This is a genomic window from Pseudomonas sp. SDO5522_S412 (assembly GCF_054071215.1).
The window spans coordinates 1-26,692 of record NZ_JBSVWQ010000075.1; the positions used below are offsets into that span (position 1 = coordinate 1).

Genomic DNA, 26,692 nt, shown 5'->3' on the forward strand with positions numbered 1-26,692 from the left:
TTTGGGGCCGCTTCGCGCCCCAGCGGGAGCAAGCTCCCTCGCCACAGGTATTGCGATCATATGCCTTCCTTGAATATTTAGCGGTGTCGTAAACGGTGCGACCGATCTACACAGATCTTGTGTTTTTTGCCAAACAACCTGTGGCGAGGGTGCTTGCTCCCGTTGGGCTGCGCAGCAGCCCCAGGTTTTGTTGAATGTGTTCTTTGAGTTAGATGGCGTTGAGCTTTTTGGGGCCGCTTCGCGCCCCAGCGGGAGCAAGCTCCCTCGCCACAGGTATTGCGATCATATGCCTTCCTTGAATATTTAGCGGTGTCGTAAACGGTGCGACCGATCTACACAGATCTTGTGTTTTTTGCCAAACAACCTGTGGCGAGGGTGCTTGCTCCCGTTGGGCTGCGCAGCAGCCCCAGGTTTTGTTGAATGTGTTCTTTGAGTTAGATGGCGTTGAGCTTTTTGGGGCCGCTTCGCGCCCCAGCGGGAGCAAGCTCCCTCGCCACAGGTATTGCGGTCATATTCCTTCCTTGAATATTTAGCGGTGTCGTAAATGGTGGGACCGATAATCTTGTGTTTTTTGCCAAACAACCTGTGGCGAGGGAGCTTGCTCCCGTTGGGCTGCGCAGCAGCCCCAGGTTTTGTTGACTGTGTTCTTTGAGTTAGATGGCGTTGAGCTTTTTGGGGCCGCTTCGCGACCCAGCGGGAGCAAGCTCCCTCGCCACAGTGAGGGGCTGACTTAAATCTCTGCGTGGGTGATGACGTGTTTAAAGTGATGTCGCCACAAATCCGCGCCCAGTTTCCCCGAGCGATCCAGCGATGAACCCACAGTCAAATCGCTGATCAGCGTTGGCTGCAAGCCCGCGTCAAACAACGCAAACCCGGCCGCCAGCACACAGGTATCAGTCTGGATGCCACACACCAGCACTCGGTCCGGCGCGAGGCTTTTCAGGTGGCTGATGGTCTCGGGCGTGGGCGCATAGCCGTGTTTGATGAAGATATGGTCAGCGGCGATCAGGCTGTCGTCGTCGGGCGCCGGTTGCCAGCCGAGCTGGCGAGCGAAGGGGGTTATGTTTTCGTCGTGGCGCTCTACGGTGGCCACTGACGGCATGCGACCCAGCAAGGCGTTGATGCCGATTACCAGCCAGTCGGGCGGGGCGAAGGAGGGTTGTACATCGATGATCAGTAGGACTTGGCGCATTGGCATCCTGGTATAGATCGAAGGACCACGCATTGTGCACCGGGTACACCTCGTCTCCAAGTCTGGCGCGGTCATGTGGGAGCAGGCAAGCCAGCTCCCACAAGGTTACTCAATTGCCTTCAGATTGTGCTCGGGCTCAAGGCTGCCAAACCGTCTTCACCCCACTCAACTTTCGGTCCAGGAACGTTGCCGCGCTGATCAGCGCCAAATGGCTCAACGCCTGCGGTGTATTGCCCAAATGCCGTGCCTGGTTATCAAATTCTTCGGCATACAACCCCAGCGGGTTGGCATAGCGCAGCAACTGTTCAAACTCCAGATGCGCCTTCTCCACTTGCCCGGCCCGGGCCAGGCATTCCACGTACCAGAACGAGCACGCTGCAAACGCGCCCTCGGTGCCTTGTAGCCCATCAATCTGGCTGTCGTCGTTGCGGTAGCGATAAACCATCCCATCGCGCACCAGACTTTTCTGGATCGCCTCCAGTGTCGACAACCAGCGCGGGTCGGTCGCCGCAACGAAGCGCACCAGTGGCATCAACAGCATCGAACCATCCAGCGCCGTGCTGCCGATATGCTGCACGAAGTGGCCGCGTTCTTCGTTCCAGAAGTTGCTCCAGATATCGGCGTAAATCGCCTGGCGGGTCTGGTCCCAACGGGCAAACGGCGCCGGCAGCGAGCGCTTGGACGCCAGTCGAATCGCCCGGTCCAGGGCCACCCAGCACATCAGCCTTGAGTGCAGGAAGTGATGCTGCTCACCGCGCATTTCCCAGATGCCGACGTCTTTGTGGTTCCAGGTTTCGCAGACCTGGTCGGCTACTTCCACCGTGTGTTTCCAGCCCTCGTGGGAGATGGCCTCACCGTATTTGTTGACCAGGTATACCGCGTCCATCAACTCGCCGTAGATATCCAGTTGCACCTGGTCGTACGCCTCGTTGCCGATGCGCACCGGTTGCGCGCCGCCGTGGCCGCTGAGGTGGCTCAGCTCGGTTTCCGGCAGTTCCTGGCGGCCGTCGATGCCGTACAGGATGTTGATTTTCATCGGCTGATCGCAGCAGTCACCCACCCGGCCTTTCAACCAGCGCATGTAGCCGTTGGCTTCCTCGATAAACCCCAGGCGCATGAACGCGTAGACGGTGAACGAGGCGTCGCGGATCCAGGTGTAGCGGTAGTCCCAGTTGCGCTCGCCGCCGGGTGTTTCCGGCAGGCCGAAGGTGGCGGCAGCGAGGATTGCACCGTGTTTGCGCGAGGTCAAAAGCTTCAAGGCCAGGGCCGAACGATTGACCATCTCGCGCCAGCGCCCACGGTAGTTGGATTGGGAAATCCAGCCGCGCCAGAACTTCAGGGTGCGCTCCAGGCACAGGTCGGTGCAGTCGTTTTTGACTCGGGCATCGTCCAGCCCGCCGAGGACAAACTCGGCGCCTTCTTCCTGGCCGAGTTCAAAGGATGCTACGGCAGCGTCGCCATCCAACTGCAGGGTGTGGCTGCTGGTCAGGCGCAGGCCGGGTTGGTCTGCGGCCTCAAACAACACGTCGCCGTCATCTTGAGTGGCCCGGGTCTGGGCGCGGGCGTAGTCATGACGCACTGCGCAGCGCATATGGATGCTCGCTTTGCCGCTGACCACCCGCACCCGCCGAATCAGGATCGGCAGGTCGTCAACTTCTTCACTGACGGTCAAGAAATCGGTAATTTCCACCACCGCGTCATTACTCAACCAGCGGGTTTGCAGCACGTTGGTGTCGGGCAGGTAGATCTGCTCGCGGCGGGCGTCGGGCAGGTCCGGCGTGAGCTGGAAGATGCCGGCGGCGGGGGAGTCCAGCAATGAGCAAAAGATGGAGGGGCTGTCGAACTCCGGCCAGCAGAAAAAATCGATGCTGCCTTTGTCGTTCACCAGCGCTGCACTGCGCATGTCGCCGATGATGCCGTGGGCATCAATGGCACTTTGTGGTTCGTTTTTCAGATCAACCATTGCCACGAAACTCCGGATAAAGGCTCATGCCGCCATCAATGAACAGGGTGCTGCCCACCACGTAGTCGGAGGCATCACTGGCCAGCCACACCACCGCGTTGGCCACGTCTTCGACGTCACCCACGCGGCCATAGGGAATCAACTTGAGCAGTTCCACTTCGGCCGCGCCTTCGGTGGCGGCGCGGTTGATGGCCGTGCGGATCGCTCCCGGCGCAACGCCGTTGATGCGGATGCGCTGCTGGCTGACTTCCTGGGCCAGGGTGCGCATCAGCATTTCCACGCCGCCCTTGGACGCGGCGTAGTTCACGTGCCCGGCCCAGGGAATCACCTGGTGCACCGAACTCATGTGGATAATCTTCCCGGCAGCCCGGGAAACACCTTCGCGGATGCCCTGGCGGTTGAAGATGCGCAACGCGGCGCGGGCGCAGAGGAACTGGCCGGTGAGGTTGACGCCGATCACGGTGTTCCAGTCGTCGAGGGTCATGTCCACGGCAGCGGCGTCTTTCTGCATGCCCGAGTTGGCCACCAGGATGTCCAGGTGCCCGAAGGCATCAAGGGTCTGGGCAAACAGGCGCTCCACATCGGCCTCTTTCGACACGTCGGCGCCAATCGCAATGGCCCGGCCGCCGTTGGCGTTGATCTGCGCCGCCAGTGCTTCAGCGGGCGCCGCCTGGGCGTTGTAGTTCAGTACCACGGCGGCTCCGGCCTCGGCCAGGGCCTTGGCGGCCCCCGCGCCGATTCCGGAACTGGCGCCAGTCACCAGCGCCACTTGTTGCTCCAACGAAATGCGCATTGCCCACCCAACCTTTTTCAGAGTGCCCAACTAGCTGACTGGCGGGGCGGCCTACAAGTTCACCGGCTGTCTGGAATGCGACGATGGCTGTCTATATCTATCGTTTTTGCCACAGGACTTTTCGCTAGAATCGACGCTTGATTGATGCGAGACCTCAGCCGATGAACAGCCCACCCCGCCCGTGGCTTGAAGCCTACGCCGACAACTACCGCAACGATGACGTGGTGCATCCCCATTGCCACGCCCAGGCGCAATTGATCCACGGCGTGTCCGGGGTGATGGTGGTCAGCACCGCCCAGGGCAGTTGGCTGGTGCCGTCCGGGCATGCGTTGTGGGTGCCGGCCGGCACCCCGCACGAGATCCGCATGGCCGGCGAGGTGCATATGCGCACGCTGTTCCTGATGCCCGAGGCCGAGCCGGGGCTGGGGCGCACCTGCCAGGTGATTGAAGTGTCGGCATTGCTGCGGGAGCTGATCGTCGCCGCCACGCAGATTGCCGGGCACCACAGCCCGCGTCTGCAGGCCATGATCGAGTTGATCCGCATGGAACTGCTCGCCGCGCCGGTGGTGGCGATGCACGTGCCGGTGCCCGGCGAAGCACGGCTGGCCAGGCTGTGCACGCATTTCATCCGCAACCCTTCTGACGACAGCAGCCTGGAATCCTGGGCCGACAGCCTGAACATGAGCGCCCGCACCCTGAGCCGGGTGTTCCAGCGGGAGTTGGGCATGAGTTTCGGTGAATGGCGCAAGCGTGCGCGGTTGGCCCTGAGCTTGAAGTTGCTGGCCCAGGGCGTGTCGATCCTGGAGGTGGCGCTGGAGCATGGTTACCAGAGCCCGAGTGCGTTCAGCGCGATGTTTCGCAAGTCGCTGGGTTATCCGCCAAGTCATTTTCGGCCCGGAGTTTAGTGTTGCGTCAGGTAACGCTATTGTCCGTTTAGCGACGATACATGGCCCTGACGCGGGCGAATCGGACAGGCCATCTGCCTAATCTGCAAGGCTCCTTCTTGAGCGAGCCTTGTGATGCACAGCCCTTCTTTTCACCCATGGATGCCCATCGCCCTGTTGAGTGTGCTGGCCGGGTGCACTGGTGTGCCCGGTCAACCGTCGACCGTCACGGCGCAGCCTGCACCGCGGCTCTCCGCCGAGTCGGCCGAGGCGTTGCCCGCCCGTTGGTGGCAGCTGTACCGCGACCCGCAACTGGACGCCCTGGTGGCGCGGGCCCTGCACCAGAACAAAGACCTCGAAGCCGCCGCCGCCCATGTCGATGCGTTGCTGGCGCAGCTGGAACAGGCAGACGGCGAGCGCCTGCCGTCGACTTCCCTGGACTATGGCCTGGCCTACGGTCGCAGCCGCGATGACCAGACGCTGGCCCAGGCGACTAACCGTCATGCCGGTGCCGAATGGAGCCACACGCCTGAGTTTTCCCTGAGCTACACCCTCGATTTGTGGGGCGAGGTGCGTTATCGCATCGCTGCGGCACGGGCGGATGCCCAGGTGGCGCGGGCGCTGGAGGATGAGCTGCGGGTGACGGTGGCCGCGCAGACGGCCCGCGCCTATGCCCAGGCCTGCGTCTATGGTGTGCGCGAACAGGTGCAGGCGCACTCGGTGCAGTTGTTGGAGCAGAGCGTCGCGGTCACGCAGAAGCTGCAAAAGGCCGGCGCGGCCACGCAACTCGACCTGGCGCGCCTGCAAGGGTTGCTGGAAGAAACCCGGGCACCGTTGCCGATGTTCACGGCCCGGCGCAGCAGCGCGCTGTATGAGTTGGCCGTGCTCAGCGGGTTGCCGCCGGAGCAGGTCACGCCACGCAGCTGTACCCAGGCCCCGCAGTTGCAGGCGCCTTTGCCGGTGGGCGAGGGTTGGGCACTGCTGCAACGGCGGCCGGACATCCGCCGCGCCGAAGGGCAATTGCGCGCAGCCACCTTGACGGTGGGCCTGTCCCGCGCCGAGCTTTACCCGCGGATCACCTTCGGCGCGATGCTCGGTTCGTCCGCCAGCAGCCTGGGCAAACTCGGGGACCGCTACGCCACGGTGTATTCCGTCGGGCCGCTGGTGTCCTGGCGCTTTCCCAACCGGCAGGTCGCCCAGGCGCGGGTCAGGCAGAGCCAGGCCGAAGCGCGCCAGGCCCTGGCACGGTTTGACGGTACGGTGCTCAACGCACTGAAGCAGGTGGAGCAGGCCATGGCCCTGTACCAGGGCGAACAGCAGCGTGGGCAGGCCCTGGCCGCCGCCCTGGACAACAACCGCCGCGCCTTCGACCTGACCTCCCGCGGCTACCATTCCGGCGCGCTGGATGCCCTGCAACTGCTGGACAGCGAACGCAGCCTGGTGGGCCTTGAAGCCCGCGTGGCCGAGTCCGACCTGCGCTTGATCAACCGCCAGATCGACCTGTTCCAGGCCCTCGGTGGCGGCTGGCAGCGTGACGATCCAACCGCCCCCTTATCTGTCGCTGTCAATGGAGCCAAACCATGAACCAGGCTGTTGAACCCATTCGCCTGACCGTTATGCAACGTCATCGTCGCGCCCTGGTGACCACGGCTTCCCTCGCGACGCTGGTGGGGCTGGCAACCTTTGCCGGGTACTGGTGGCAATGGGGGCGTTTTCTTGAAGAAACCGATGATGCCTATGTACGCGCCGATTGGGTCGCCATCAGCCCACGGATTGCCGGGTATGTGGCCCAGGTACTGGTGGAAGACAACCAGCCGGTCAAGGCCGGCGATGTACTGGTGCGTATCGACGACCGGGATTTCACCGAGCGTCTGAACAGCGCCCAGGCGCAACTGCAACAGGCGCAAGCAGCAGCGAGCGCACAGCAGGCATCGGTGCAAACCCTCGACGCGCAAATGGGCGAGCAACAGCAACGCATCGCCCAGGCCCGGGCGGAACTGAGCAGTGGCAAGGCCGAAGCCCGGCGCGCGCGGCTCGATTACCAGCGTTATCGTGAATTGGTCGCGCAACAGGTGGCCAGCGCCCAGCACCTGGAAACCGTCAGCGCCAGCCAGGCCAAGGCCCAGGCGGCCCTGGCCCAGGCCAGCGCCCAGGTCGCGCGGCAGCAGGCGCAGCAGCAGGTCTTGCAGGCACGCCGGCAACAGGCGCAGGCGCAAATCGTCGAGCATCAGGCACGCATCGGCGAGGCCCAGGCCAACCTCGCGCTGGCCCGCAATGCGTTGAAGGACACCGAGATCCGCGCGCCTTTTGACGGCGTGGTGGGCCAGCGCAAGGTCCGGCGCCAGCAATACGTGATGCCCGGCCTGCCGCTGTTGGCTGTGGTGCCGGTGGAGCAGGCCTATGTGATTGCCAACTACAAGGAAACCCAGTTGCAGCACATGGCGCCGGGGCAGTCGGTGGAAATCGCGGTGGACAGTTTTGCCGGCGCACATTGGCACGGCAAAGTGGAAAGCATCGCCCCCGGCTCCGGTGCCGTGTTCGCGCTGTTGCCGCCGGACAACGCCACCGGCAACTTCACCAAGATCGTCCAGCGGTTTCCGGTAAAGATTCGCCTGGAACCCGGTGAGTCGCGGGTACTGCCGGGCATGTCGGTGATTGCCACGGTTGACACCCGCCCTGCCGCCAGCCAGGAGCACGTCCATGGAGGCTGAAGGGCGTGTGCCGTTTCGCGCCTGGGTCGCGGTGATCGGCGGGCTGTTCGGCTGCTTCATGGCCGGGATGAACGTGCACGTCACCAGCGCCGCACTGCCGGAAATCGAAGGTGCGCTGGGCGCGACGTTTGAGGAGGGTTCGTGGATTTCCACCGCTTACCTGGTGGCGGAGATCATCATGATTCCCCTCACCGCGTGGCTGGTGCAGGTGTTTTCCCTGCGCCGGGTGATGCTGTGGGGCTCGGGGATATTCCTGGTGGCCTCGGTGGCGTGTTCGCTGTCGCCCAACCTGCAAGTGATGATCCTGATCCGGGTGGTGCAGGGCGCGGCCGGGGCGGTGCTGATTCCCTTGTCATTCCAACTGATCATCACCGAGCTGCCGCCCAGCAAGATCCCGCTGGGCATGGCCTTGTTCAGCCTGGCCAACAGTGTCGCCCAGGCCGCCGGGCCGTCGATTGGCGGCTGGCTGACCGATGCGTATTCCTGGCGCTGGATCTTCTACCTGCAACTGTTCCCGGGGATCGCGTTGCTGGCGGCGGTGGCCTGGTCCATTGACCGCCAGCCGATGCAGCTGCGCCTGCTGCGCCAGGGCGACTGGCTGGGTATCGGCTGCATGGTGCTGGGCCTGGGTGCGTTGCAGATCGTGCTGGAGGAGGGCGGGCGCAAGGACTGGTTCGGCTCGCCCTTTATCGTGTGGATGACACTGCTGGCGGTGGTGGGCCTGATCGGCTTCGTTGCCCGGCAATTATGGGGCGCGCACGCCTTTATCAACCTGCGACTGTTGGGCCACTACAACTTTGGGGTGGCCAGCGTGGCGATGTTTATCTTCGGCGCCAGTACCTATGGCCTGGTGTTCCTGGTGCCCAACTACCTGTCGCAATTGCAGCACTACAACGCCAGCGAAATTGGCGTGAGCCTGATCGCGTATGGTCTGGTGCAACTGATCATGGCGCCGTTTTTGCCGCGCCTGATGAAGTGGGTCAGCGCCAAAATGCTGGTGGCTTCGGGGTTCGCGATCATGGCTTTGGGCTGCTGGATGGGTGCGCACTTGTCGGCGGACAGCGCCAGCAATGTGATCGTGCCCTCGATCGTGGTGCGCGGCATGGGCCAGCCGCTGATCATGGTGGCGTTGTCGGTGCTTGCGGTGCATGGGCTGGCCAAGGCGCAGGCGGGGTCGGCGTCGGCGGTGTTCTCGATGCTGCGCAACCTGGGGGGCGCGGTTGGCACGGCGCTGCTGGCGCAATTGGTGGTGGTGCGCGAGCGGGTGCATTCGGCGCGTATTGGCGAGTCGGTGACGCTGTTTGACCCGACCTTGCAACAGCAGCTTCCCGGTGGCGGGGTGCTGCAGGATCAATTGCCGGAACATCAGGTGGTGCTGAACCTGCTGGACCAGAGTGTTCGTCATCAGGCGTTTTTGATGGCTTACAGTGATGCGTTCTTTCTGGCGTGCGTGGCGTTGGCGGCGTGTGGGGTGGCGGCGTTGATGTTGCGGCGTATCTAGGGGCAGTGCTGTGGGTGATTCAAGTGAGCGCAATAACGGGGCGCCCAAGATCAAGATCAAAAGCAGATCAAGAGCACAGCGGCCTACCGGCCGGCTTGAGTGTTGAAGAGCAACAGCAAAATCAAAAGCGGGCACGGTTCAATGTGGGAGCTGGCTTGCCTGCGATGGCATCAACTGGGTGTGCCTGATGTACCGAGTTGTCTGCATCGCAGGCAAGCCAGCTCCCACAGAAAAGCAGAGTTACCTGAATAACGGATATGTACCCCATCTGATCCTGAAAACCCCGACCGCACTCGTTCAGCGAACGGTATTAGGCTTCAACCCGTGCAACAACAACTCCAGACCTTGCAAGGCTTCTTCCAGCCGCTCGCCCGGGTGTTCATCCTGGGCGATCCACAGCGATGCGCTTACCAGGCTGCCATTGATCAGCCTCGCTAGCGCCTGACTGCACGCCTGCTCGATGAGGCCCGCTTGCATCAAGTCATCGAGCAGCTGGCGCAGCGAGTCCACGCATTGCTGCTGGTCGGTGGCACCCAGCACCGCCGGCGCATCTTGCAGCACAATGCGCTGGACCTCGGGATCCTGAGCCATGCGCAAATAAATCCGGCAGCGCTCGCAAAACCCTTCCCAAGGATCAACCGCCTGCTCCGAGATACGCTGCAGGCTCGCGTCCATTTCACCGTCGAGCTGCGCAACCACTGCCGCGAGCAAGCCTTTCTTGTCGCCAAAATGATGGTACAACGCACCCCGGGTCAGGCCGGCGCGAGCGGTGAAATCGTCCATCGACGTCTGGGCGTAGCCTTGTGTGGCGAAGGCCTGGCGGGCGCTGGCGATCAGGCGGGCGCGGGTGTCTTCGATCATGTCTGCACGGGCTCGGCTCATGGGTAAGGCTCACAATAGGTGATTGACATACGACGCGTATGTTACGCATGATTTGTCACATACGCACCGTATGTATTTTGCCCCGAAAACCTCGAATAGCAAGTTTCAGGGCGCTCAGGAAGAGGTTACACACCATGGCAAACCCCTACGCCGAGCTGTTCCAGGCGCCAGGTTCCAGGGCTTTTGTATTGGCGGGCATGCTGGCCCGCATGCCGATCTCCATGACCGGGATCGGCTTGATCACCATGCTGTCGCAAGTGCACGGCGGTTACGGTTTGGCCGGTGCGGTGACCGCTACCTTCGCCCTGGCCACCGCGTTTTGCGCGCCCCAGGTCTCACGGTTGGTGGACCGTTATGGCCAGGGCCGGGTGTTGCCGGTGGCCGCGTCCATCGGCGGCGGCGCGCTGTTGCTGCTGTTGCTCTGCACCCGGGTGCAGGCGCCAACGTGGACGCTGTTCGTCTTTGCCGCCCTGGCCGGCTGCATGCCCAACATGTCGGCCATGGTGCGGGCGCGCTGGACCGAGCTGTATCGCGGCCAGCCCAAATTGCAAACGGCGTTTGCCCTGGAGTCGGTGCTCGACGAGGTGGTGTTCATCATTGGCCCGCCGGTCTCGGTGGGTCTGTGCGTGCTGCTGTTCCCCGAAGCGGGGCCGTTGATTGCCGCGCTGTTTCTGGCAGTGGGCGTGACCGCCTTTGTGCTGCAACGCCAGACCGAGCCACCGGTGCATGAACATCACGCCGAGCACGGCCGTTGGCTGATCGCCTCGCCCTCGGTGTTGATCCTGATGGTGCTGTTGATGGCCATGGGCATCATCGTTGGGGTGGTGGATGTGGTCAGTGTCGCGTTCGCCCAGCATCAGGGCCAGCCCGCCGCGGCGAGCATTGTATTGTCGGTATACGCCATCGGTTCGTGTCTGGCCGGGCTGGCGTTCGGTGCGCTCAAGTTGAAAGCACCGCTGCCGCGCCAGTTCTTGTACTGCGGCGTGGCCACCGCCGTGACCACGTTGCCGTTGTTGCTGGTGACGAATATTCCGGGGTTGGCGGCCGCGATCTTCATCTCCGGCCTGTTCTTCGCCCCGACCCTGATCGTGTCCATGGCCCTGGTGGAACAAATCGTTCCGCCCAGCCGCTTGACCGAAGGCATGACCTGGCTGATCACCGGCCTGAGCATCGGCGTGGCCATTGGTGCTGCCAGCTCCGGCTGGATGATCGACCGCTTCGGCGCACCCAGCGGGTTCTGGGTGGCGCTGGCGGCGGGTGCGGTGGTGCTTGGGGCGGCGGTGCTGGGGTATCGGCGGCTGGGGTGATTACCCGGTCACCAGTGCGCCGCGATGTTGCAGGAATTCGTTCAGCGCCTGGCGCGTGAGATCGTTCAACGTGACTTTTTGCCGGGTCGCGGCGAGGGCGGCGGCCAGGTGGAGGTCATGGCCGACACGGACGTTGAACGAACCCTTGCAGGGCTTTTCCGGTGCTTGCCCAAGGGCCTGGCAGGTCTCGATGTAGTCGTCCACGGCGGTGCAAAAGGCGGCGTCCAGTTCGGCGACGGTTTTGCCCTCGTAGCTGACCAGGGCCTTGATGAAAAGCAGCTTTCCGAACAGGCAGTTGTCTTCGATGCTGGCTTCGATGGAGCCGATGTAGCCTTTGTGTTTCAGCTGGTTGTTCACTGAATCAGTTCTCCTGATTTCAATTGTTCGATGATCTGGCGCCGAATGTAGTGTTTCAGTTCGTTGCCGGGGTGAGGCTTGTGCAGGGTGATCATTGCACTGGGGTCGCCTATGTCGAACCTGACCCGGCTACCCGCCCCTTCGATTTGCGTGTATCCCAGGCGCCGCAGCAGCGTGACGAGTTCGGGCCAGGTAAAGGCCGATTGCTCATTGAGCAGTTTGGCCAGCAGCTTTTCATTTTTCGACACGGCGATTCTCGCCTGCAACTAAATGTAGTTGCAATTGATGGGTTGCGTCAATGATAGGACAGCTGCGCCCAGCCTCTCGGTGTTTGATGTAACCCTTGATGACACCGTGGTCTGCGCCCCCAATCCCCGCTAATTTTTCCCTTCCGGATTCGTTTTATAGGGACGACGTGCCTTTGTGCTTCCTGCCTATTGCCCCGGATCCCAAGAAATGAACGCTGAAGACTCCTTGAAACTTGCTCGCCGGTTTATCGGGTTGCCCCTGGAAAAACGCCAGATGTTCCTCCAGGCGCTACACAAGGAAGGGGTGGATTTTTCCCGGTTTCCGATCCCGGCAGGGGTGGAGGCCGAGGACCGGCAGGCGCTGTCCTATGCGCAGCAGCGGATGTGGTTTCTGTGGCAACTGGACCCGGCCAGTGGCGCCTATAACCTGCCCGGCGCGGTACGGCTCAAGGGCGCCTTGAGCCTGCCGGCGATCGAGCAGGCGTTCGCCAGCCTGGTGGCCCGCCATGAGACGTTGCGCACGGTGTTCCAGCGCCAGGCGGATGATCGTCTGTTGCAAGTGGCCGCGCAGTCGCCGCTGGTTGTCGAACAGTTGGACTTCAGCGCCCTGGCACCCGCCGAGCGTGAGCAGGCGGTGATGCAGGCCGCTACCCGTCAGTCGCTGTTGCCCTTCGACCTGGCCAACGGCCCGCTGCTGCGGGTGCAATTGCTCAAGCTGGCCGAGCAGGAACACGTGCTGCTGCTGACCTTGCACCACATCGTGTCCGACGGCTGGTCGATGAACGTGCTGATCGACGAGTTCATTCGCTGCTACGACGCCCATGAGCGCAACGAGCCGCCGCAACTGCCGGCCCTGCCGATCCAGTACAGCGACTACGCCCTGTGGCAGCGCCGCTGGCTGGAGGCCGGCGAGCAGGCTCGTCAGCTGGAATACTGGCAGGCACGCCTGGGAGATGAGCACCCGGTACTGGAACTGCCCATCGACCATCCACGCCCGGCGATGCCCAGCTACCAGGGCACCCGGCATGACTTTGCGATTGATCCGGCGCTGGCTGCGCAGTTGCGCAGTTGCGCGCAAAAACACAATGTGACCTTGTTCATGTTGCTGCTCGGCGCGTTCAACGTGCTGCTGCATCGCTACACCGGGCAGGGCGACATTCGGGTTGGCGTTCCGATTGCCAACCGCAACCGCAGCGAAGTCGAAGGGCTGATCGGTTTCTTCGTCAATACCCAGGTGTTGCGCACCGAACTGACCGGGCAAACCCGCGTCGACGAGTTGCTGCAAGGCATCAAGGAACACGCACTGGGCGCCCAGGCCCATCAGGAATTGCCGTTCGAACGCCTGGTAGAAGCCTTGAAAGTCGAGCGCAGCCTGAGCCACACGCCGCTGTTCCAGGTGATGTACAACCATCAGCCGCAAGTGGCGGACATCGCCGCGGTCAACACCGCCTCCGGGCTTGAACTGTCCCTGGTGCAATGGCAAGGCCGTACCACCCAGTTTGACCTGAGCCTGGACACCTACGAGAAGTCCGGCACCCTGCACGCCGCGCTGACCTATGCCAATGACCTGTTCGACGCCGCCACCATCGAGCGCATGGCCCGGCACTGGCTCAGCCTGTTGCAGGCGATGGTCGCCGATGGCAGCCAGCGCATCGGTGAACTGCCGATGCTCGCCGCCGCAGAGCAGCACGTGCTGGTGCATGACTGGAACCAGACGGCCGAAACGTACCCGACCGAACGTGGCATCCACCACCTGATCGAAGACCAGGTACAACGCACTCCGCACGCCGTTGCCCTGGTGTTCGGCGCGACGCAGTTGACCTACGCGCAGCTCGACGCGCGCGCCAACCAGTTGGCCCATGCCCTGCGCGAGCAGGGTGTTGGCCCGGACGTACTGGTGGGGATCTGCATCGAGCGCTCCATCGAAATGGTGGTCGGCCTGCTGGCGATTCTCAAGGCCGGCGGCGCCTACGTCCCGCTGGACCCTGAATACCCCCGCGAACGCCTGGCTTACATGATCGAAGACAGCGGCATCGGGCTGCTGCTCAGCCAGCAGAGCCTGCTGTCGACCTTGCCGGTCGACGGCATCAACGTCATCGCACTCGACCAGGCACAAGGCTGGCTCGACGATTACGGCCGCGAGCCTCTGGCCGTCAACGTGCACGCGCTGAACCTCGCCTATGTGATCTACACCTCCGGCTCCACCGGCAAGCCCAAGGGCGCAGGCAACAGCCATCGTGCGTTGGTCAACCGCCTGTGCTGGATGCAGCAGGCTTATGGCCTGGAAGCCAGCGACGCAGTGTTGCAGAAAACCCCGTTCAGCTTTGACGTGTCGGTGTGGGAGTTCTTCTGGCCGTTGATGAGCGGCGCACGGCTGGTGGTCGCAGCACCCGGCGAGCATCGCGAGCCGGCTCGCCTGATCGAGACCATTGGCGAGCACGCTATCACCACGCTGCACTTCGTACCGTCGATGCTGCAGGCATTTATCCACGAGCCGGGCGTGCAGGCCTGCGCCAGCCTCAAGCGCATCGTATGCAGTGGCGAGGCGCTGGCGCTGGATGCGCAGTTGCAGGTGTTCGCCAAGCTTCCGGGCGCCGGGTTGTACAACCTCTACGGCCCGACTGAAGCGGCCATCGACGTCACCTATTGGACCTGCATCGACGAAGGTGCCGACAGCGTGCCCATCGGCCGTCCCATTGCCAATCTGGGAACCTACATCCTCGACGCGCAACTCAACCTTGTGCCGGCAGGTGTCAGCGGTGAGCTTTACCTCGGTGGCACCGGGCTGGCCCGCAGTTACCACCGGCGCCCGGCGTTGACCGCCGAGCGTTTTGTGCCGTGCCCGTTCAATGACGGTGCGCGGCTGTACCGGACCGGCGACCGGGTGCGCCAGCGCGCCGACGGTGTGATCGAATACCTCGGCCGCCTCGATCATCAGGTCAAGCTGCGCGGCCTGCGTATCGAGCTGGGTGAAATCGAGACCCGCCTGATGCAACACCCGCTGGTGCGCGAGGCCGTGGTGCTGGTGCAGGGGGGCAAACAGTTGGTTGCTTACCTGGTGCTGGAGGGAGGCGAGCCTGCCACGCCGTGGCAACCGGAGCTCAAGGCGTGGCTGTTGAACAGCCTGCCGGAATACATGGTGCCCACCCACCTGATGCCGCTGGTGAAATTGCCGGTGACCGCCAACGGCAAGCTCGACCGCAAAGCCTTGCCGTTGCCGGAAGCTGCGCCGCAGCAGGCGTTTGTGGCGCCACAGGATGCATTGCAAAAAGCCCTGGCGGCGATCTGGGAGGATGTGCTCGGTCTTGAGCGCGTCGGCCTGGAAGACAACTTCTTCGAGCTGGGCGGCGATTCGATCATCTCCATCCAGGTGGTCAGCCGTGCGCGGCAGGCCGGCATCCGCGTCAGCCCGCGTGACCTGTTCCAGTACCAGACCGTGCGCAGCCTGGCACTGGTCGCCACCCTCGATAAACGCTCGGCGGTGGATCAGGGGCCGGTGAGCGGTGATGCCGTGCTCGGGCCGATCCAGCAGCATTTCTTCAGCCGCGGGATGCCGGTGCGCGAACACTGGAACCAATCGCTGCTGCTGACTCCCCGTGAGGCCTTGAATGCGCAGTGGCTCGATACAGCGCTGACGCACATCATCAATCACCACGATGCCTTGCGCCTGCGTTTTACCGAAAGCGCCGAGGACTGGCAGCAAAAACACGATGCTCCAGTGGCCAGCGCTGATCTGTGGCTACGCGATGCCGAGTCGGCGGAACACCTGAATACCTTGTGCAACGAGGCGCAGCGCAGCCTTGACCTGCAAAACGGCCCGCTGTTGCGAGCCTTGCTGGTCACGCTGGCCGATGGCAGCCAGCGCCTGGCGCTGATCGTTCACCACCTGGTGGTCGACGGTGTGTCCTGGCGCGTATTACTGGAAGATCTGCAGCAGGCTTACGAACAATTGGCGGCAGGCGGCGGCATTGAGCTGCCGCCGAAAACCAGTGCATTCCAGGACTGGACTGCGCGGCTCAAACAGCAAGCGCAGCGCTTCGATGAACAACTGATGTACTGGAAAACCCAGCATCAGGATGCGAAGGATCTGCCGTGCGACCGACCTGACGCCAGCCTGCAAAATGCGCAGGGTGAAAAAATCGAGTGGCGACTCGACGCCGCACGGACCCGTCAGTTGCTGCAACAGGCGCCCGCCGCGTACCGCACGCAGGTCAATGACCTGCTGCTCACCGCGTTGGCCCGCACCATCAGTCGCTGGAGCGGTCAGGCAGGCACGCTGATCGAGCTTGAAGGCCATGGCCGCGAAGACCTGTTCGATGACATCGACCTGAGTCGCACCGTGGGTTGGTTCACCAGCCTGTTCGCCGTCAACCTCACCGCCCGCGATGACCTCGACGGTTCGATCAAGTCGATCAAGGAGCAACTGCGCGCGGTGCCGGACAAAGGCCTGGGTTATGGCGTGCTGCGTCATCTGGCGGCCCCGGCAGTGCGTGCCGAGCTGGCGGCACTGGCGCCACCGCGGATCACCTTCAACTACCTGGGCCAGTTCGACCGTCAGTTCGACGACGCGGCCTTGTTTGTGCCGTCTGCCGAAACCAGCGGTGTGGCACAGGACCTGGCGGCACCATTGGCCAACTGGCTGACGGTTGAAGGCCAGGTCTATGGCGGCGAACTGTCGATGAGCTGGGGCTTCAGCCGCGAGATGTTCGACAGCGCGACCGTGCAGCAACTGGTGGACCGCTATGCCAGCGAGCTGCATGCACTGATCGAACACTGCTGCACCTTGCCGGCCGCGCAAGCCACGCCATCGGACTTCCCGCTGGCGCGGGTGACCCAGGCGCAACTGGATGCGCTGCCGGTGCCGGCCGGCCAGCTCGACGATCTCTATCCGCTGTCGCCCATGCAGCAAGGGTTGCTGTTCCATACCCTGTACGAACAGGCGGCGGGTGAGTACATCAACCAGTTGCGCGTCGACGTGCAGGGCCTGGATCCCGAGCGTTTCCGCGCCGCTTGGCAGGCCACCGTCGATGCGCAAGACATCCTGCGCAGCGGTTTCGTCTGGCAGGGCGAGCTGGCGCAACCGCTGCAGATCGTGCACAAGCAGGTGCAACTGCCGTTCGCCACCCTGGATTGGCGGGCCCGCGACGATCAGCCGGCGGCCCTCGCGGCGATGGCCGATGCCGAGCGAGCGCAAGGGTTTGACCTGGCCTGTGCGCCCCTGCTGCGCCTGGTACTGGTGCAGACCGGCAGTGACCAATGGCACCTGATTTACACCCATCACCACATCCTGATGGACGGCTGGAGCAACTCGCAGTTGCTCGGCGAAGTATTGCAGCGCTATAGCGGCCGCACACCGGCGAATGCCGGCGGCCGCTATCGCGACTACATCGCCTGGCTGCAACGTCAGGACGCCCAGTTGAGCCAGGACTTCTGGAGCGAACAACTGGCCGCGCTGCAAGCGCCGACCCGGCTGGCCCGCGCGGCCACCGCTGGCGAGCGCCATCGCGGTCACGGCGATCATTACCTGACGCTGGACGAGCAACGCACCCAGGCGCTGGAAGCGTTTGCCCGCCAGCAGAAAATCACCGTCAACACCCTCGTGCAAGCCGCGTGGCTGCTGTTGCTGCAACGCTATACCGGGCACGAAGCGGTGGCGTTCGGCGCGACCGTGGCTGGACGTCCGGCAGACTTGCCCGGCATCGAGCAACAGGTCGGCCTGTTCATCAACACCCTCCCGGTGATCGGCGCACCGCGTCCCGATCAAAGCGTCGGCCAATGGTTGCAAACGGTGCAGGCGCAGAATCTCAGCCTGCGTGACTTCGAACACACGCCGCTGGCGGACATCCAACGTTGGGCCGGGCAGGGCGGTGAAGCGCTGTTCGACAATATCCTGGTGTTCGAAAACTATCCGGTAGCCCAGGCGCTGAGCCAGGCCGGGCAGGGTCTGGTGTTCGGCGATGTGGGTAACCTGGAACAGACGCACTACGCGCTGAGCGTGGCGGTGACCCTCGGCCGGCAGCTGGCGTTGCATTACAGCTTCGACCGCGGCCAATTCGCGAGCGAGGTGGTCGAAGGCATCAGTGCGCATTTGCTGCAACTGCTTGAGCAGTTTGCCGAGTCGGCAGAACGCAACCTGGGTGAAATCGCCCTGGCAAGCCGCGACGAACAGGCCCGCCAGCAAGCGCAGAACCATCCACAGCCGTACCCGGTGGACATCGGCGTGCATCAGCGCATTGCCACCCTGGCGGCCGAGCGCCCGCAACGCACAGCGGTGATTTTCAACGATCGGCAGTTCAGCTACGGTGAAATCGACCAGCGCGCCAACCAACTGGCCCACGCGCTGATCGCCCGCGGCGTTGGCGCTGAAACCCGTGTGGGTGTGGCGTTGCCGCGCAGCGAGTCGGTAATTGTGGCGTTGCTGGCGGTGCTCAAGGCCGGCGGCGCTTATGTGCCGCTGGACACCCTCTACCCGCGCGAGCGCCTGGCCTACCTGATCGAGGATTCGGGGCTGGCGCTGCTGATCAGCGATTCGTCGGTGTCGGCGCAGCTGCCGGTTGCCGAATCGGTACCCTTGCTGGAGCTGGACCGTCTTGATCTGCGTGAGCAGTCGATCAAGGCACCCTCGGTGCAGCTCGACCCGCACAACCTTGCGTATGTGATCTACACCTCCGGCTCCACTGGCAATCCGAAAGGCGTCAGCGTTGCCCACGGTCCATTGGCCATGCATTGCCAGGCCATCGGCCAGCGCTATGAAATGCGCGACAGCGACTGTGAGTTCCACTTCATGTCGTTCGCCTTCGACGGTGCCCACGAGCGCTGGCTGACCAGCCTGACTCACGGGGCTTCGCTGCTGATTCGCGACGACACGCTGTGGACGCCGGAGCAGACCTACAACGCCATGATCGAACACGGCGTGACCGTGGTCGCGTTCCCGCCGGTGTACCTGCAACAACTGGCCGAACATGCCGAGCGCGTCGGCAATCCACCGAAGGTGCGCATCTATTGCTTTGGCGGTGACGCGGTGCCGAACGCCAGTTTCGAGCGGGTCAAGCGTGCGCTCGATCCGGACTACATCATCAACGGCTACGGCCCGACCGAAACCGTGGTCACCCCGCTGATCTGGAAGGCCGGTCGCGAGGTGCCGTGCGGTGCTGCCTACGCGCCGATCGGCAGCCGCATCGGTGACCGCAGCGCCTATGTGCTCGACACCGACCTGAACCTGTTGCCCCAAGGCATGGCCGGTGAGCTGTATCTGGGGGGCACCGGCCTGGCCCGTGGGTACCTCAACCGACCGGGGCTGACCGCCGAGCGTTTTGTCGCTGACCCGTTCAGCGCCACTGGCGGCCTGCTTTACCGCACAGGCGACCTGGTGCGCCAGCGCGCCGACGGCACGTTCGACTATCTGGATCGTATCGACAATCAGGTGAAGATTCGCGGCTTCCGCATCGAGCTGGGTGAGGTCGAAGCGGCGCTGCAAGCCCTTCAGGGTGTGCGCGAAGCGGTGGTCGTGGCCCAGGAAGGCAGCGCCGGCAGCGGCAAGCGCCTGGTGGCTTACGTGGTCGGCGATTCAACCCGTGCCGGTTTCAGCGAAGACCTGCGTGCGCAGCTCCAGGCTTCATTGCCGGCGCATATGGTGCCGGCGTATGTCTTGTCTCTGGAACGCATGCCGCTGACACCGAACGGCAAGCTGGATCGCAAGAACCTGCCCAAACCGGATGTCAGTCAACTGCAACAAGCCTACGTCGCTCCGCGCAACGCGCTGGAGCAGCAACTGGCGACGATCTGGCAAGACGTGCTCAAGCTTGGGCAGGTGGGCATCAGCGACAACTTCTTCGAACTGGGTGGCGATTCGATCATTTCGATCCAGGTGGTCAGCCGTGCGCGGCAGGCGGGGATTCGCTTCAGCCCCAAAGACCTGTTCCAGCACCAGAGCATCCAGGCGCTGGCCGTGGTCGCACAGACCGGTGAGACGCTGCCGTCGATCGATCAGCGACCGGCAACCGGCACCACGGTGCTGTTGCCGATTCATCAGCAATTCTTCGCTCAGGAAATACCCGATCGTCACCACTGGAACCAGTCGGTGATGCTCAAGCCGGCGCAGGCACTGGATGCACACGCACTGGAGCAGGCGCTGGAGGCTTTGGTGGCGCATCACGACAGCTTGCGCCTGGATTTCGTCGAACGGGCTGACGGCTGGTCGGCACACTACCGTGACGTCGCGGCGCACACGGATCAAACGCTTCTGTGGCCAGTGGAGGTCGCGGACCTCGCAGCCCTTGAGGCACTGGGTGACGAAGCCCAGCGCAGCCTGCAATTGAACGGTGGCTCGCTGATACGCGCGGTGCTGGCGAACCTGGCGGACGGCACTCAACGGCTGTTGCTGATTATCCATCACCTGGTGGTCGATGGCGTGTCGTGGCGGATTCTGTTCGAGGATCTGCAGAACGCCTACCGGCAAATCCTTTCAGGCGCAGGTGTGCAGTTGCCGGCCAGGACCAGTGCGGTCAAGGCCTGGGCGGCGGCATTGCAGGGCTACGCCACAACCCCTGCGCTGCAGGCCGAGCTGGGTTTCTGGCAACAACAGTTGCAGGGCGCTTCGCCAGCCTTGCCATATGACCGTCCGAACGGCGGGCAGCAACATGATCAGGCCCTGACCTTTCGTAGCAAACTGGACCGGGCCCTGACCCGCCAGCTGTTGCAGGATGCGCCGGCGGCGTATCGCACCCAGGTCAACGACGTATTGCTGACCGCGCTGGCGCGGGTGATAACGCGCTGGACCGGTGACGACAATGCGTTGGTGTTGCTTGAGGGGCACGGTCGCGAAGACGTGTTCGAGCACATCGACCTGACCCGTACCGTGGGCTGGTTCACCAGCGTGTTCCCGGCGCGGCTGTCGCCGGTTGCGGATCTCGCTGGGTCGCTCAAGCAGATCAAGGAGCAGCTGCGGGCAATTCCGCATAGGGGCATCGGCTTCGGCGCACTGGCGCACCTGGGCGATGAACAGACTCGGGAGTCTCTGCAAGCCTTGCCGCTACCGTGCCTGACCTTCAACTATCTCGGTCAGTTCGACGCCAGCTTCGATACCGCCGACGACGCCCTGTTTGTGCCGACCGGCGAATCCGGCGGTGAAGAAGTCAACCTGCTGGGGCCGCTCGGCAACCCGCTGGCGCTCAACAGCAAAGTCTTCGGTGGTGAACTGGACCTGAGCTGGACCTACAGCGGCGCGATGTTCGATGCCGCGACCATCCAGCGCCTGGCCGACGACTATGTGCAAGAACTGACGGCGCTGATCGGCCATTGCTGCGACAACGCCAACCGGGGAGTGACGCCGTCGGATTTCCCGTTGGCGCAACTGTCTCAGGCCCAACTCGATGCGCTGGTGCTCGAACCTCAAGGCATCGACGACATCTACCCGTTGTCACCGATGCAGCAGGGCATGCTGTTCCACACCTTGCTCGAGCAGGGGAATGGCGATTACATCAACCAGATGCGCCTGGATATCGATGGCGTCGATCCGCAACGCTTCCGCGCGGCCTGGCAAGCCGTGGTGGATGCCCATGACATCCTGCGTACCGGGTTCATCTGGCAAGGCAATCTTGAACAACCGGTGCAGGTGGTACAGCGTCAAGTGCAGGTGCCGTTCCGTGTGCTCGACTGGAGCGGTCACGCCGATCGGGATGCGGCACTGCAAACCCTTGCCGATGAAGAGCGCGCCCAAGGCCTGGACCTGAACTGCGCGCCCTTGATGCGCCTGGTACTGGTACGCACGGCAACTGATCGTCATCACCTGATCTACACCAACCATCACATCCTGATGGATGGCTGGAGCAGCGCGCAGTTGCTCGGCGAAGTGTTACAGCACTACAGCGCAGAAACCGTGGCACGACCCGTTGGCCGGTATCGTGATTACATCGCGTGGCTGAAGCGGCAGGACGCATCGCTCGGCGAAGCGTTCTGGAAGGGGCAGTTGCACGCCCTGGATGAACCGATTCGCCTGGCGCAGATGTTTGCCCGTCCGGCGCAGGGCATCGCCACCCACCTTTACGCTCACCACCACCTGCACCTCGATGAGCAGCAAACGCGCCGTCTGGGCGACTTTGCCCGAGAGGCGAAAGTCACCGTCAACACTGTGGTCCAGGCTGCGTGGCTGTTGCTGTTACAGCGTTACAGCGCAAAGTCCTGCGTCGCCTTCGGCGCAACCGTGTCGGGGCGCCCGGCGGACCTGGCAGGCGTCGAGCAACAGATTGGCCTGTTCATCAACACCTTGCCGGTCATTGCCAGCCCGCGCTCCGAGCAGAGCCTGGGGGATTGGCTGCACAGCGTCCAGGCGCAGAACCTGGCGTTGCGGGACTTCGAGCACACCGCGTTGTTCGATATCCAGCGCTGGGCGGGGCAGGGTGGTGAAGCGCTGTTCGACAACATCCTGGTGTTTGAGAACTATCCGATTTCAGAAGCCCTGGAGAAAGGTTCGCCTCAGGGTCTGCGCTTTGGTGCCGTGGGCAATCTGGAGCAAACCAACTACCCGCTGACCCTGCTGGTGGGCCTGGGCGCCGAGCTGACCGTGCAGTTCAGCTATCAATGTGCGAGCTTCACACCTGTGTCGGTGGAGCAGATCGGCGTGCACCTCAAGCGTCTTCTGCTGCAAATGAGCAGCGATGCCGCACGCCCACTGGGTGACCTCACGCTGTTGGACCCGAGTGAAACCCGCCAGCAATTGCAGGACTGGAACGCCACCGCAAGCGTCTACCCGGGCGAGCACTGCATTCATCGTCTGTTTGAGGCGCGGGCACGGCAGACGCCGGATGCCACGGCGCTGCTGTTTGCTGATCAGGCGCTGACCTACGCTCAACTCAATACCCAGGCCAATCGCCTGGCGCATCGTTTGATTGAACTCGGTGTCGGCGCTGACCAACCGGTGGGTATCGCCCTTGAGCGTGGGGTGGACATGATCGTCGGGCTGCTGGCGATCCTCAAGGCCGGTGGCGCCTACGTGCCGCTCGATCCGCACTATCCGGTGGATCGCCTGGCCCACATGATTGAAGACAGTGGGTTGCAGTTGCTTCTGACCCAGGCATCGTTGCTGCGCCAGTTGCCGATTCCGGCAGGGGTGCACACCGTCTTGGCGAGTGCAATGGATGAATCGGTCAGCCCTGAACAGGCGGCCAATCCGCAGGTGTCGGTGGACGGCGATAACCTGTGCTACGCCATTTATACCTCGGGCTCTACCGGCAAGCCCAAGGGTGTGATGGTACGCCATGGTGCCCTGGTGAATTTCGTTGCCAGCATGGCCCGCGAACCAGGCATCGAGGCAAGTGACCGCCTGCTGTCGCTGACCACCTTCTCGTTCGATATTTTCGGCCTGGAACTGTACGGCGCGCTGTTCAGCGGTGCGGCCGTGGTGCTGGTGGACAAACAGAGCGCCCACGACCCTGAAGCATTGCTGGGGATTATCGAACAGCAGCAGGTCGGTATCGTGCAGGCCACGCCGTCGACGTGGCGCATGTTGCTTGAGCATCCCATGGCCGAGCGTCTTGCCGGACGCACATGCCTGTGTGGCGGCGAGGCATTGGCCGAGGACCTGGCCGAGCGCTTGCTGGCGGTCGCAGGCCCGGTCTGGAACCTCTATGGGCCCACCGAAACCACGATCTGGTCGGCGGCTTATCCACTGACCACAGACAAGCGCTTGCCTTACCTCGGCCGGCCGATTGCCAACACCTCGCTGTACATCGTCGGCGAGCACTTCGCGCCGAACCCTGTCGGGTTGATCGGTGAATTGCTGATTGGCGGTGATGGCCTGGCGCGCGGGTACCACGAGCGGCCGGCGCTCACCGCCGAACGCTTCCTGCCGGATCCATTTGGCAATGGCACACGGCTGTACCGCACCGGTGACCTTGCGCGACATCGCGTCGACGGTGTGATCGAGTACATCGGCCGGGCAGACCACCAGGTGAAAATTCGTGGCTTTCGCATCGAGTTGGGAGAGATCGAAGCGTGCCTGTTGGCGCAGGACGCGATCCGCGAGGCGGTGGTGGTGCCTCAGCAAGGGCCGGGTGGCACGCAGTTGGTGGCCTACCTGATTGCGGCCGGTACTGAGGCGGCCGAGGCGCAGTCGTTGGTGGCGCTGCGCGACGAGCTGAAGGCGCGGCTCGCCTGCGACCTGCCGGACTACATGATTCCGGCGCACTGGATGCTGCTTGAGCGCTTCCCGCTGACGCCCAACGGCAAGCTGGACCGCAAAGCCTTGCCGCTGCCCGACGCCAATCAGTTGCTGCGGGCCTATGTGGCGCCGCAAGGGGCGCTTGAGCAGAGCGTCGCACTGATCTGGCAAGAGGTGCTCAAGCTTGCGCGGGTAGGGCGCGACGACAACTTCTTTGAATTGGGCGGGCATTCCTTGCTGGCGACCCAAGCGACAGCCCGCCTGCAAATGGAGCAAGGCGCAGCCGTGCCCCTGGACCTTTTATTTCGAACCCAATCGCTGTCGGAGTACGCCGCGCAACTGGCGGTGCACCTGACACCTCACTCCAGCGAAGACTTGAGTGAGATGCATGATTTCCTGGCAGACCTGGAGACCCTTTGAAAATGACTCAGCTCGATAACCTGTCTCTGGTTCAGCGATTCATCCGTTTGCCGCTCGCCCAACGGCAAGCGTTCCTGCAAAAGCTGCACAGCAAAAACATGAGTTTTGCCGCGTTGCCGATTCCGGCGATGCGTGATGAGTTCGAGCATATCGGCCTGTCCTACGCCCAGGAGCGCCAGTGGTTCCTCTGGCAATTGGACCCTCACAGCGCGGCCTACCATGTGCCGACGGCGCTGCGGTTGCGCGGTGCACTGGACGTGCCGGCGTTGCAGCGCAGCTTCGATGCATTGCTGGAGCGCCATGAGGTGCTGCGTACGGTGTTTGTCGACGGGCCGGAAGGGCCGCTGCAGGTTGCGCACGCATGCCTGAGCCTGCCGGTCACGACGGTGGTGCTGGAAGCGGTGCCGGACGCCGCAGCGCTCAAGGCGTTGATTGACACTGAAATCACTGCGCTGTTCGACTTGCAGCAGGGCCCGCTGTTGCGGGTCAAGCTGTTGCAACTGGCACCGGACGACCACGTGCTGGTGCTCACCCAGCACCACATCATTTGTGACGGCGCATCGGCGCAGATCATGGTTCACGACCTGGTCAAACTCTATGCTGCCCACAGCACCGGCCAGGCGCCGGACCTGCAGGCGCTGCCGATTCAATACGCCGACTATGCGATCTGGCAGCGCAAATGGATGGAAGCCGGCGAGCTTGCGCGGCAATTGGGTTACTGGACCGAACGCCTGGGTGATGGCGGTGAAGTGCTGCCTTTGCCTGCTGACCGCGCCCGTCCGGCGGTGCAGAGTTACCGCGGTGCGCGGCTGGACCTCGCCATCGATGCCGGGCTGACCGAACGCCTCAAGCGCGTGGCCCAGCGCGAAGGCTGCACCTTGTTCATGCTGTTGCTCGCCTCATTCCAGGTATTGCTGCACCGTTACAGCGGCCAGTCGGACATCCGCGTGGGTGTGCCGGTGGCCAACCGCAACCGTCTTGAAACCGAAGGCCTGATTGGTTTCTTCGTCAATACCCAGGTGCTGGATGCGCGGATTCAGGGGGCAATGCCTTTCGATCAATTGCTGGCGCAGGTCAAGCAGGCTTCGCTGGGCGCCCAGGCTCACCAGGATTTGCCGTTCGAGCAATTGGTGCAAGCCCTCGCACCGGACCGACACATGAGCCACAGTCCGTTGTTCCAGGTGATGTTCAATCACCAGAGCGGCGATGCCGCCCAAGCGTTGCAACTGCCAGGCTTGCATGTCGAGAGCCTGGATTGGAGCTCGCACACGGCGCAATTCGATCTGACCCTTGGCACGCACGAGACCCAGGGCGCATTGGCCGCCACATTCACCTATTCCACTGATTTATTCGACACTGGCACCATCGAACGCCTGGCCGCTCACTGGCTGAACTTGCTGCAAGGCATCGTCGCCGATCCGCAACGGCGCATCGGGGAATTGCCGCTGCTGGACGCGACCGAGCAACAGCACAACATCGCCCAGTGGAACCCCGGCCCGCGCAGCTTCCCAAGCGACACCTGCGCCCATCAACTGATCGCCGAGCAGGCCCGTCAACGGCCTGACGCCGTGGCCCTGCGTTGCAACGGCCAGACCCTGACCTACGCCGAACTGAATGCCCAGGCCAACCGCCGTGCGCATCAGTTGATCGCTCACGGCGTGGGGCCGGACGTGCTGGTGGGCCTGGCCGCGGAGCGGGGTATCGAGATGATCGTCGGGCTGCTGGCGATCCTCAAGGCCGGCGGCGCCTATGTGCCGCTCGACCCAACCTACCCGCAGGACCGCCTGGCCTACATGATGCAAGACAGCGGCATCCAGCTGCTGCTGGCCCAGGCGTCGCTGACCGGTCAATTACCGGTGCCTGACGGCGTGAAAACCCTGCTGCTGGATACCGACGTCAGCGCCTTTGCCGACAACGATCCGCAAGTCGTCGCGGATCCTTCGAACCTCGCCTACGTGATCTACACCTCCGGTTCCACCGGCAACCCCAAAGGCACCTTGCTTGCGCACCACAACATCCTGCGTCTGTTCGCGGCCACTGAACCGTGGTTCGGTTTCGGCCCGCAGGACGTCTGGAGCCTGTTTCATTCCTATGCTTTCGACTTCTCGGTCTGGGAAATTTTCGGCGCACTGCTGCACGGTGGCGAGCTGCTGATCGTGCCGTACGACGTCAGCCGCTCGCCCCAGGAATTCCTCGACCTGTTGTGCGACGCGGGCGTCACAGTGCTCAACCAGACGCCGTCGGCGTTCAAGCAGTTGATGCACGTGGCTTGTACCG

13 protein-coding genes are annotated in these 26,692 nt (G+C 63.2%); 7 read left to right on the top strand and 6 right to left on the bottom strand.

The window, feature by feature from the left end; genetic code table 11:
- Positions 1-730 precede the first annotated feature (730 nt).
- The 3 genes from ACW9I6_RS16895 to ACW9I6_RS16905 all read right to left on the bottom strand — a co-directional run bounded on the left by ACW9I6_RS16895 (position 731) and on the right by ACW9I6_RS16905 (position 3,948).
- Positions 731-1,192 (bottom strand): cysteine hydrolase family protein, encoded by a 462-nt coding sequence (locus tag ACW9I6_RS16895; protein WP_008434533.1) that lies wholly within the window; start codon positions 1,190-1,192, stop codon positions 731-733.
- Between the two features lie 136 nt (positions 1,193-1,328).
- The gene (locus ACW9I6_RS16900) at positions 1,329-3,155 is read right to left on the bottom strand and encodes a glycoside hydrolase family 15 protein (protein ID WP_008434531.1); all 1,827 of its coding nucleotides are present in this window, start codon (positions 3,153-3,155) and stop codon (positions 1,329-1,331) included.
- Positions 3,148-3,948, bottom strand: a complete 801-nt coding sequence (locus ACW9I6_RS16905) for a glucose 1-dehydrogenase (RefSeq protein ID WP_003208175.1) — start codon at positions 3,946-3,948, stop codon at positions 3,148-3,150. Before ACW9I6_RS16905 ends, ACW9I6_RS16900 begins: the two co-directional genes overlap by 8 nt.
- Positions 3,949-4,109: 161 nt before the next feature.
- Here ACW9I6_RS16905 and ACW9I6_RS16910 point away from each other — a divergent pair, with 161 nt between their 5' ends.
- The 4 genes from ACW9I6_RS16910 (at position 4,110) to ACW9I6_RS16925 (ending at position 9,044) form a co-directional block, all read left to right on the top strand.
- Positions 4,110-4,853, top strand: a complete 744-nt coding sequence (locus ACW9I6_RS16910) for an AraC family transcriptional regulator (protein ID WP_003208174.1) — start codon at positions 4,110-4,112, stop codon at positions 4,851-4,853.
- Positions 4,854-4,967: 114 nt separating this feature from the next.
- A complete protein-coding gene (locus tag ACW9I6_RS16915; RefSeq protein ID WP_457339569.1) occupies positions 4,968-6,416 on the top strand; it encodes an efflux transporter outer membrane subunit in 1,449 nt (482 codons plus the stop codon).
- Positions 6,413-7,543, top strand: a complete 1,131-nt coding sequence (locus ACW9I6_RS16920) for an HlyD family secretion protein (RefSeq protein ID WP_457339570.1) — start codon at positions 6,413-6,415, stop codon at positions 7,541-7,543. Before ACW9I6_RS16915 ends, ACW9I6_RS16920 begins: the two co-directional genes overlap by 4 nt.
- Positions 7,533-9,044: an MDR family MFS transporter gene (locus ACW9I6_RS16925; protein ID WP_457339571.1), complete on the top strand. Its 1,512-nt coding sequence runs from the start codon at positions 7,533-7,535 to the stop codon at positions 9,042-9,044. Before ACW9I6_RS16920 ends, ACW9I6_RS16925 begins: the two co-directional genes overlap by 11 nt.
- A gap of 297 nt (positions 9,045-9,341) precedes the next feature.
- Here ACW9I6_RS16925 and ACW9I6_RS16930 read toward each other — a convergent pair whose 3' ends face one another.
- Positions 9,342-9,926, bottom strand: a complete 585-nt coding sequence (locus tag ACW9I6_RS16930; RefSeq protein WP_457339572.1) for a TetR/AcrR family transcriptional regulator — start codon at positions 9,924-9,926, stop codon at positions 9,342-9,344.
- 134 nt (positions 9,927-10,060) lie between these two features.
- Here ACW9I6_RS16930 and ACW9I6_RS16935 point away from each other — a divergent pair, with 134 nt between their 5' ends.
- Positions 10,061-11,233, top strand: coding sequence for an MFS transporter (locus ACW9I6_RS16935; protein ID WP_102369571.1), 1,173 nt, complete (start codon positions 10,061-10,063; stop codon positions 11,231-11,233).
- Here the strand turns inward: ACW9I6_RS16935 and ACW9I6_RS16940 are convergent, their stop codons facing one another.
- Together ACW9I6_RS16940 and ACW9I6_RS16945 are read right to left on the bottom strand one after the other, a co-directional pair.
- Complete coding sequence (locus tag ACW9I6_RS16940; protein WP_003208166.1) at positions 11,234-11,590, bottom strand: type II toxin-antitoxin system HicB family antitoxin; 357 nt, start codon at positions 11,588-11,590, stop codon at positions 11,234-11,236. It lies immediately after the preceding gene.
- Positions 11,587-11,838, bottom strand: a complete 252-nt coding sequence (locus ACW9I6_RS16945; RefSeq protein ID WP_063028501.1) for a type II toxin-antitoxin system HicA family toxin — start codon at positions 11,836-11,838, stop codon at positions 11,587-11,589. Before ACW9I6_RS16945 ends, ACW9I6_RS16940 begins: the two co-directional genes overlap by 4 nt.
- Positions 11,839-12,046: 208 nt before the next feature.
- Between ACW9I6_RS16945 and ACW9I6_RS16950 the strand changes: the two genes are divergently transcribed.
- Positions 12,047-24,415: a non-ribosomal peptide synthase/polyketide synthase gene (locus ACW9I6_RS16950; protein ID WP_457339573.1), complete on the top strand. Its 12,369-nt coding sequence runs from the start codon at positions 12,047-12,049 to the stop codon at positions 24,413-24,415.
- A gap of 2 nt (positions 24,416-24,417) precedes the next feature.
- A partial coding sequence (locus ACW9I6_RS16955) for a condensation domain-containing protein (protein ID WP_457339574.1) occupies positions 24,418-26,692 on the top strand: 2,275 nt, incomplete at its 3' end.

Coding starts and splice junctions, on each gene's coding strand:
- ACW9I6_RS16895 (WP_008434533.1), bottom strand. CDS start 1,192: ATGCGCCAAGTCCTACTGATCATCGATGTACAACCCTCCTTCGCCCCG.
- ACW9I6_RS16900 (WP_008434531.1), bottom strand. CDS start 3,155: ATGGTTGATCTGAAAAACGAACCACAAAGTGCCATTGATGCCCACGGC.
- ACW9I6_RS16905 (WP_003208175.1), bottom strand. CDS start 3,948: ATGCGCATTTCGTTGGAGCAACAAGTGGCGCTGGTGACTGGCGCCAGT.
- ACW9I6_RS16910 (WP_003208174.1), top strand. CDS start 4,110: ATGAACAGCCCACCCCGCCCGTGGCTTGAAGCCTACGCCGACAACTAC.
- ACW9I6_RS16915 (WP_457339569.1), top strand. CDS start 4,968: ATGCACAGCCCTTCTTTTCACCCATGGATGCCCATCGCCCTGTTGAGT.
- ACW9I6_RS16920 (WP_457339570.1), top strand. CDS start 6,413: ATGAACCAGGCTGTTGAACCCATTCGCCTGACCGTTATGCAACGTCAT.
- ACW9I6_RS16925 (WP_457339571.1), top strand. CDS start 7,533: ATGGAGGCTGAAGGGCGTGTGCCGTTTCGCGCCTGGGTCGCGGTGATC.
- ACW9I6_RS16930 (WP_457339572.1), bottom strand. CDS start 9,926: ATGAGCCGAGCCCGTGCAGACATGATCGAAGACACCCGCGCCCGCCTG.
- ACW9I6_RS16935 (WP_102369571.1), top strand. CDS start 10,061: ATGGCAAACCCCTACGCCGAGCTGTTCCAGGCGCCAGGTTCCAGGGCT.
- ACW9I6_RS16950 (WP_457339573.1), top strand. CDS start 12,047: ATGAACGCTGAAGACTCCTTGAAACTTGCTCGCCGGTTTATCGGGTTG.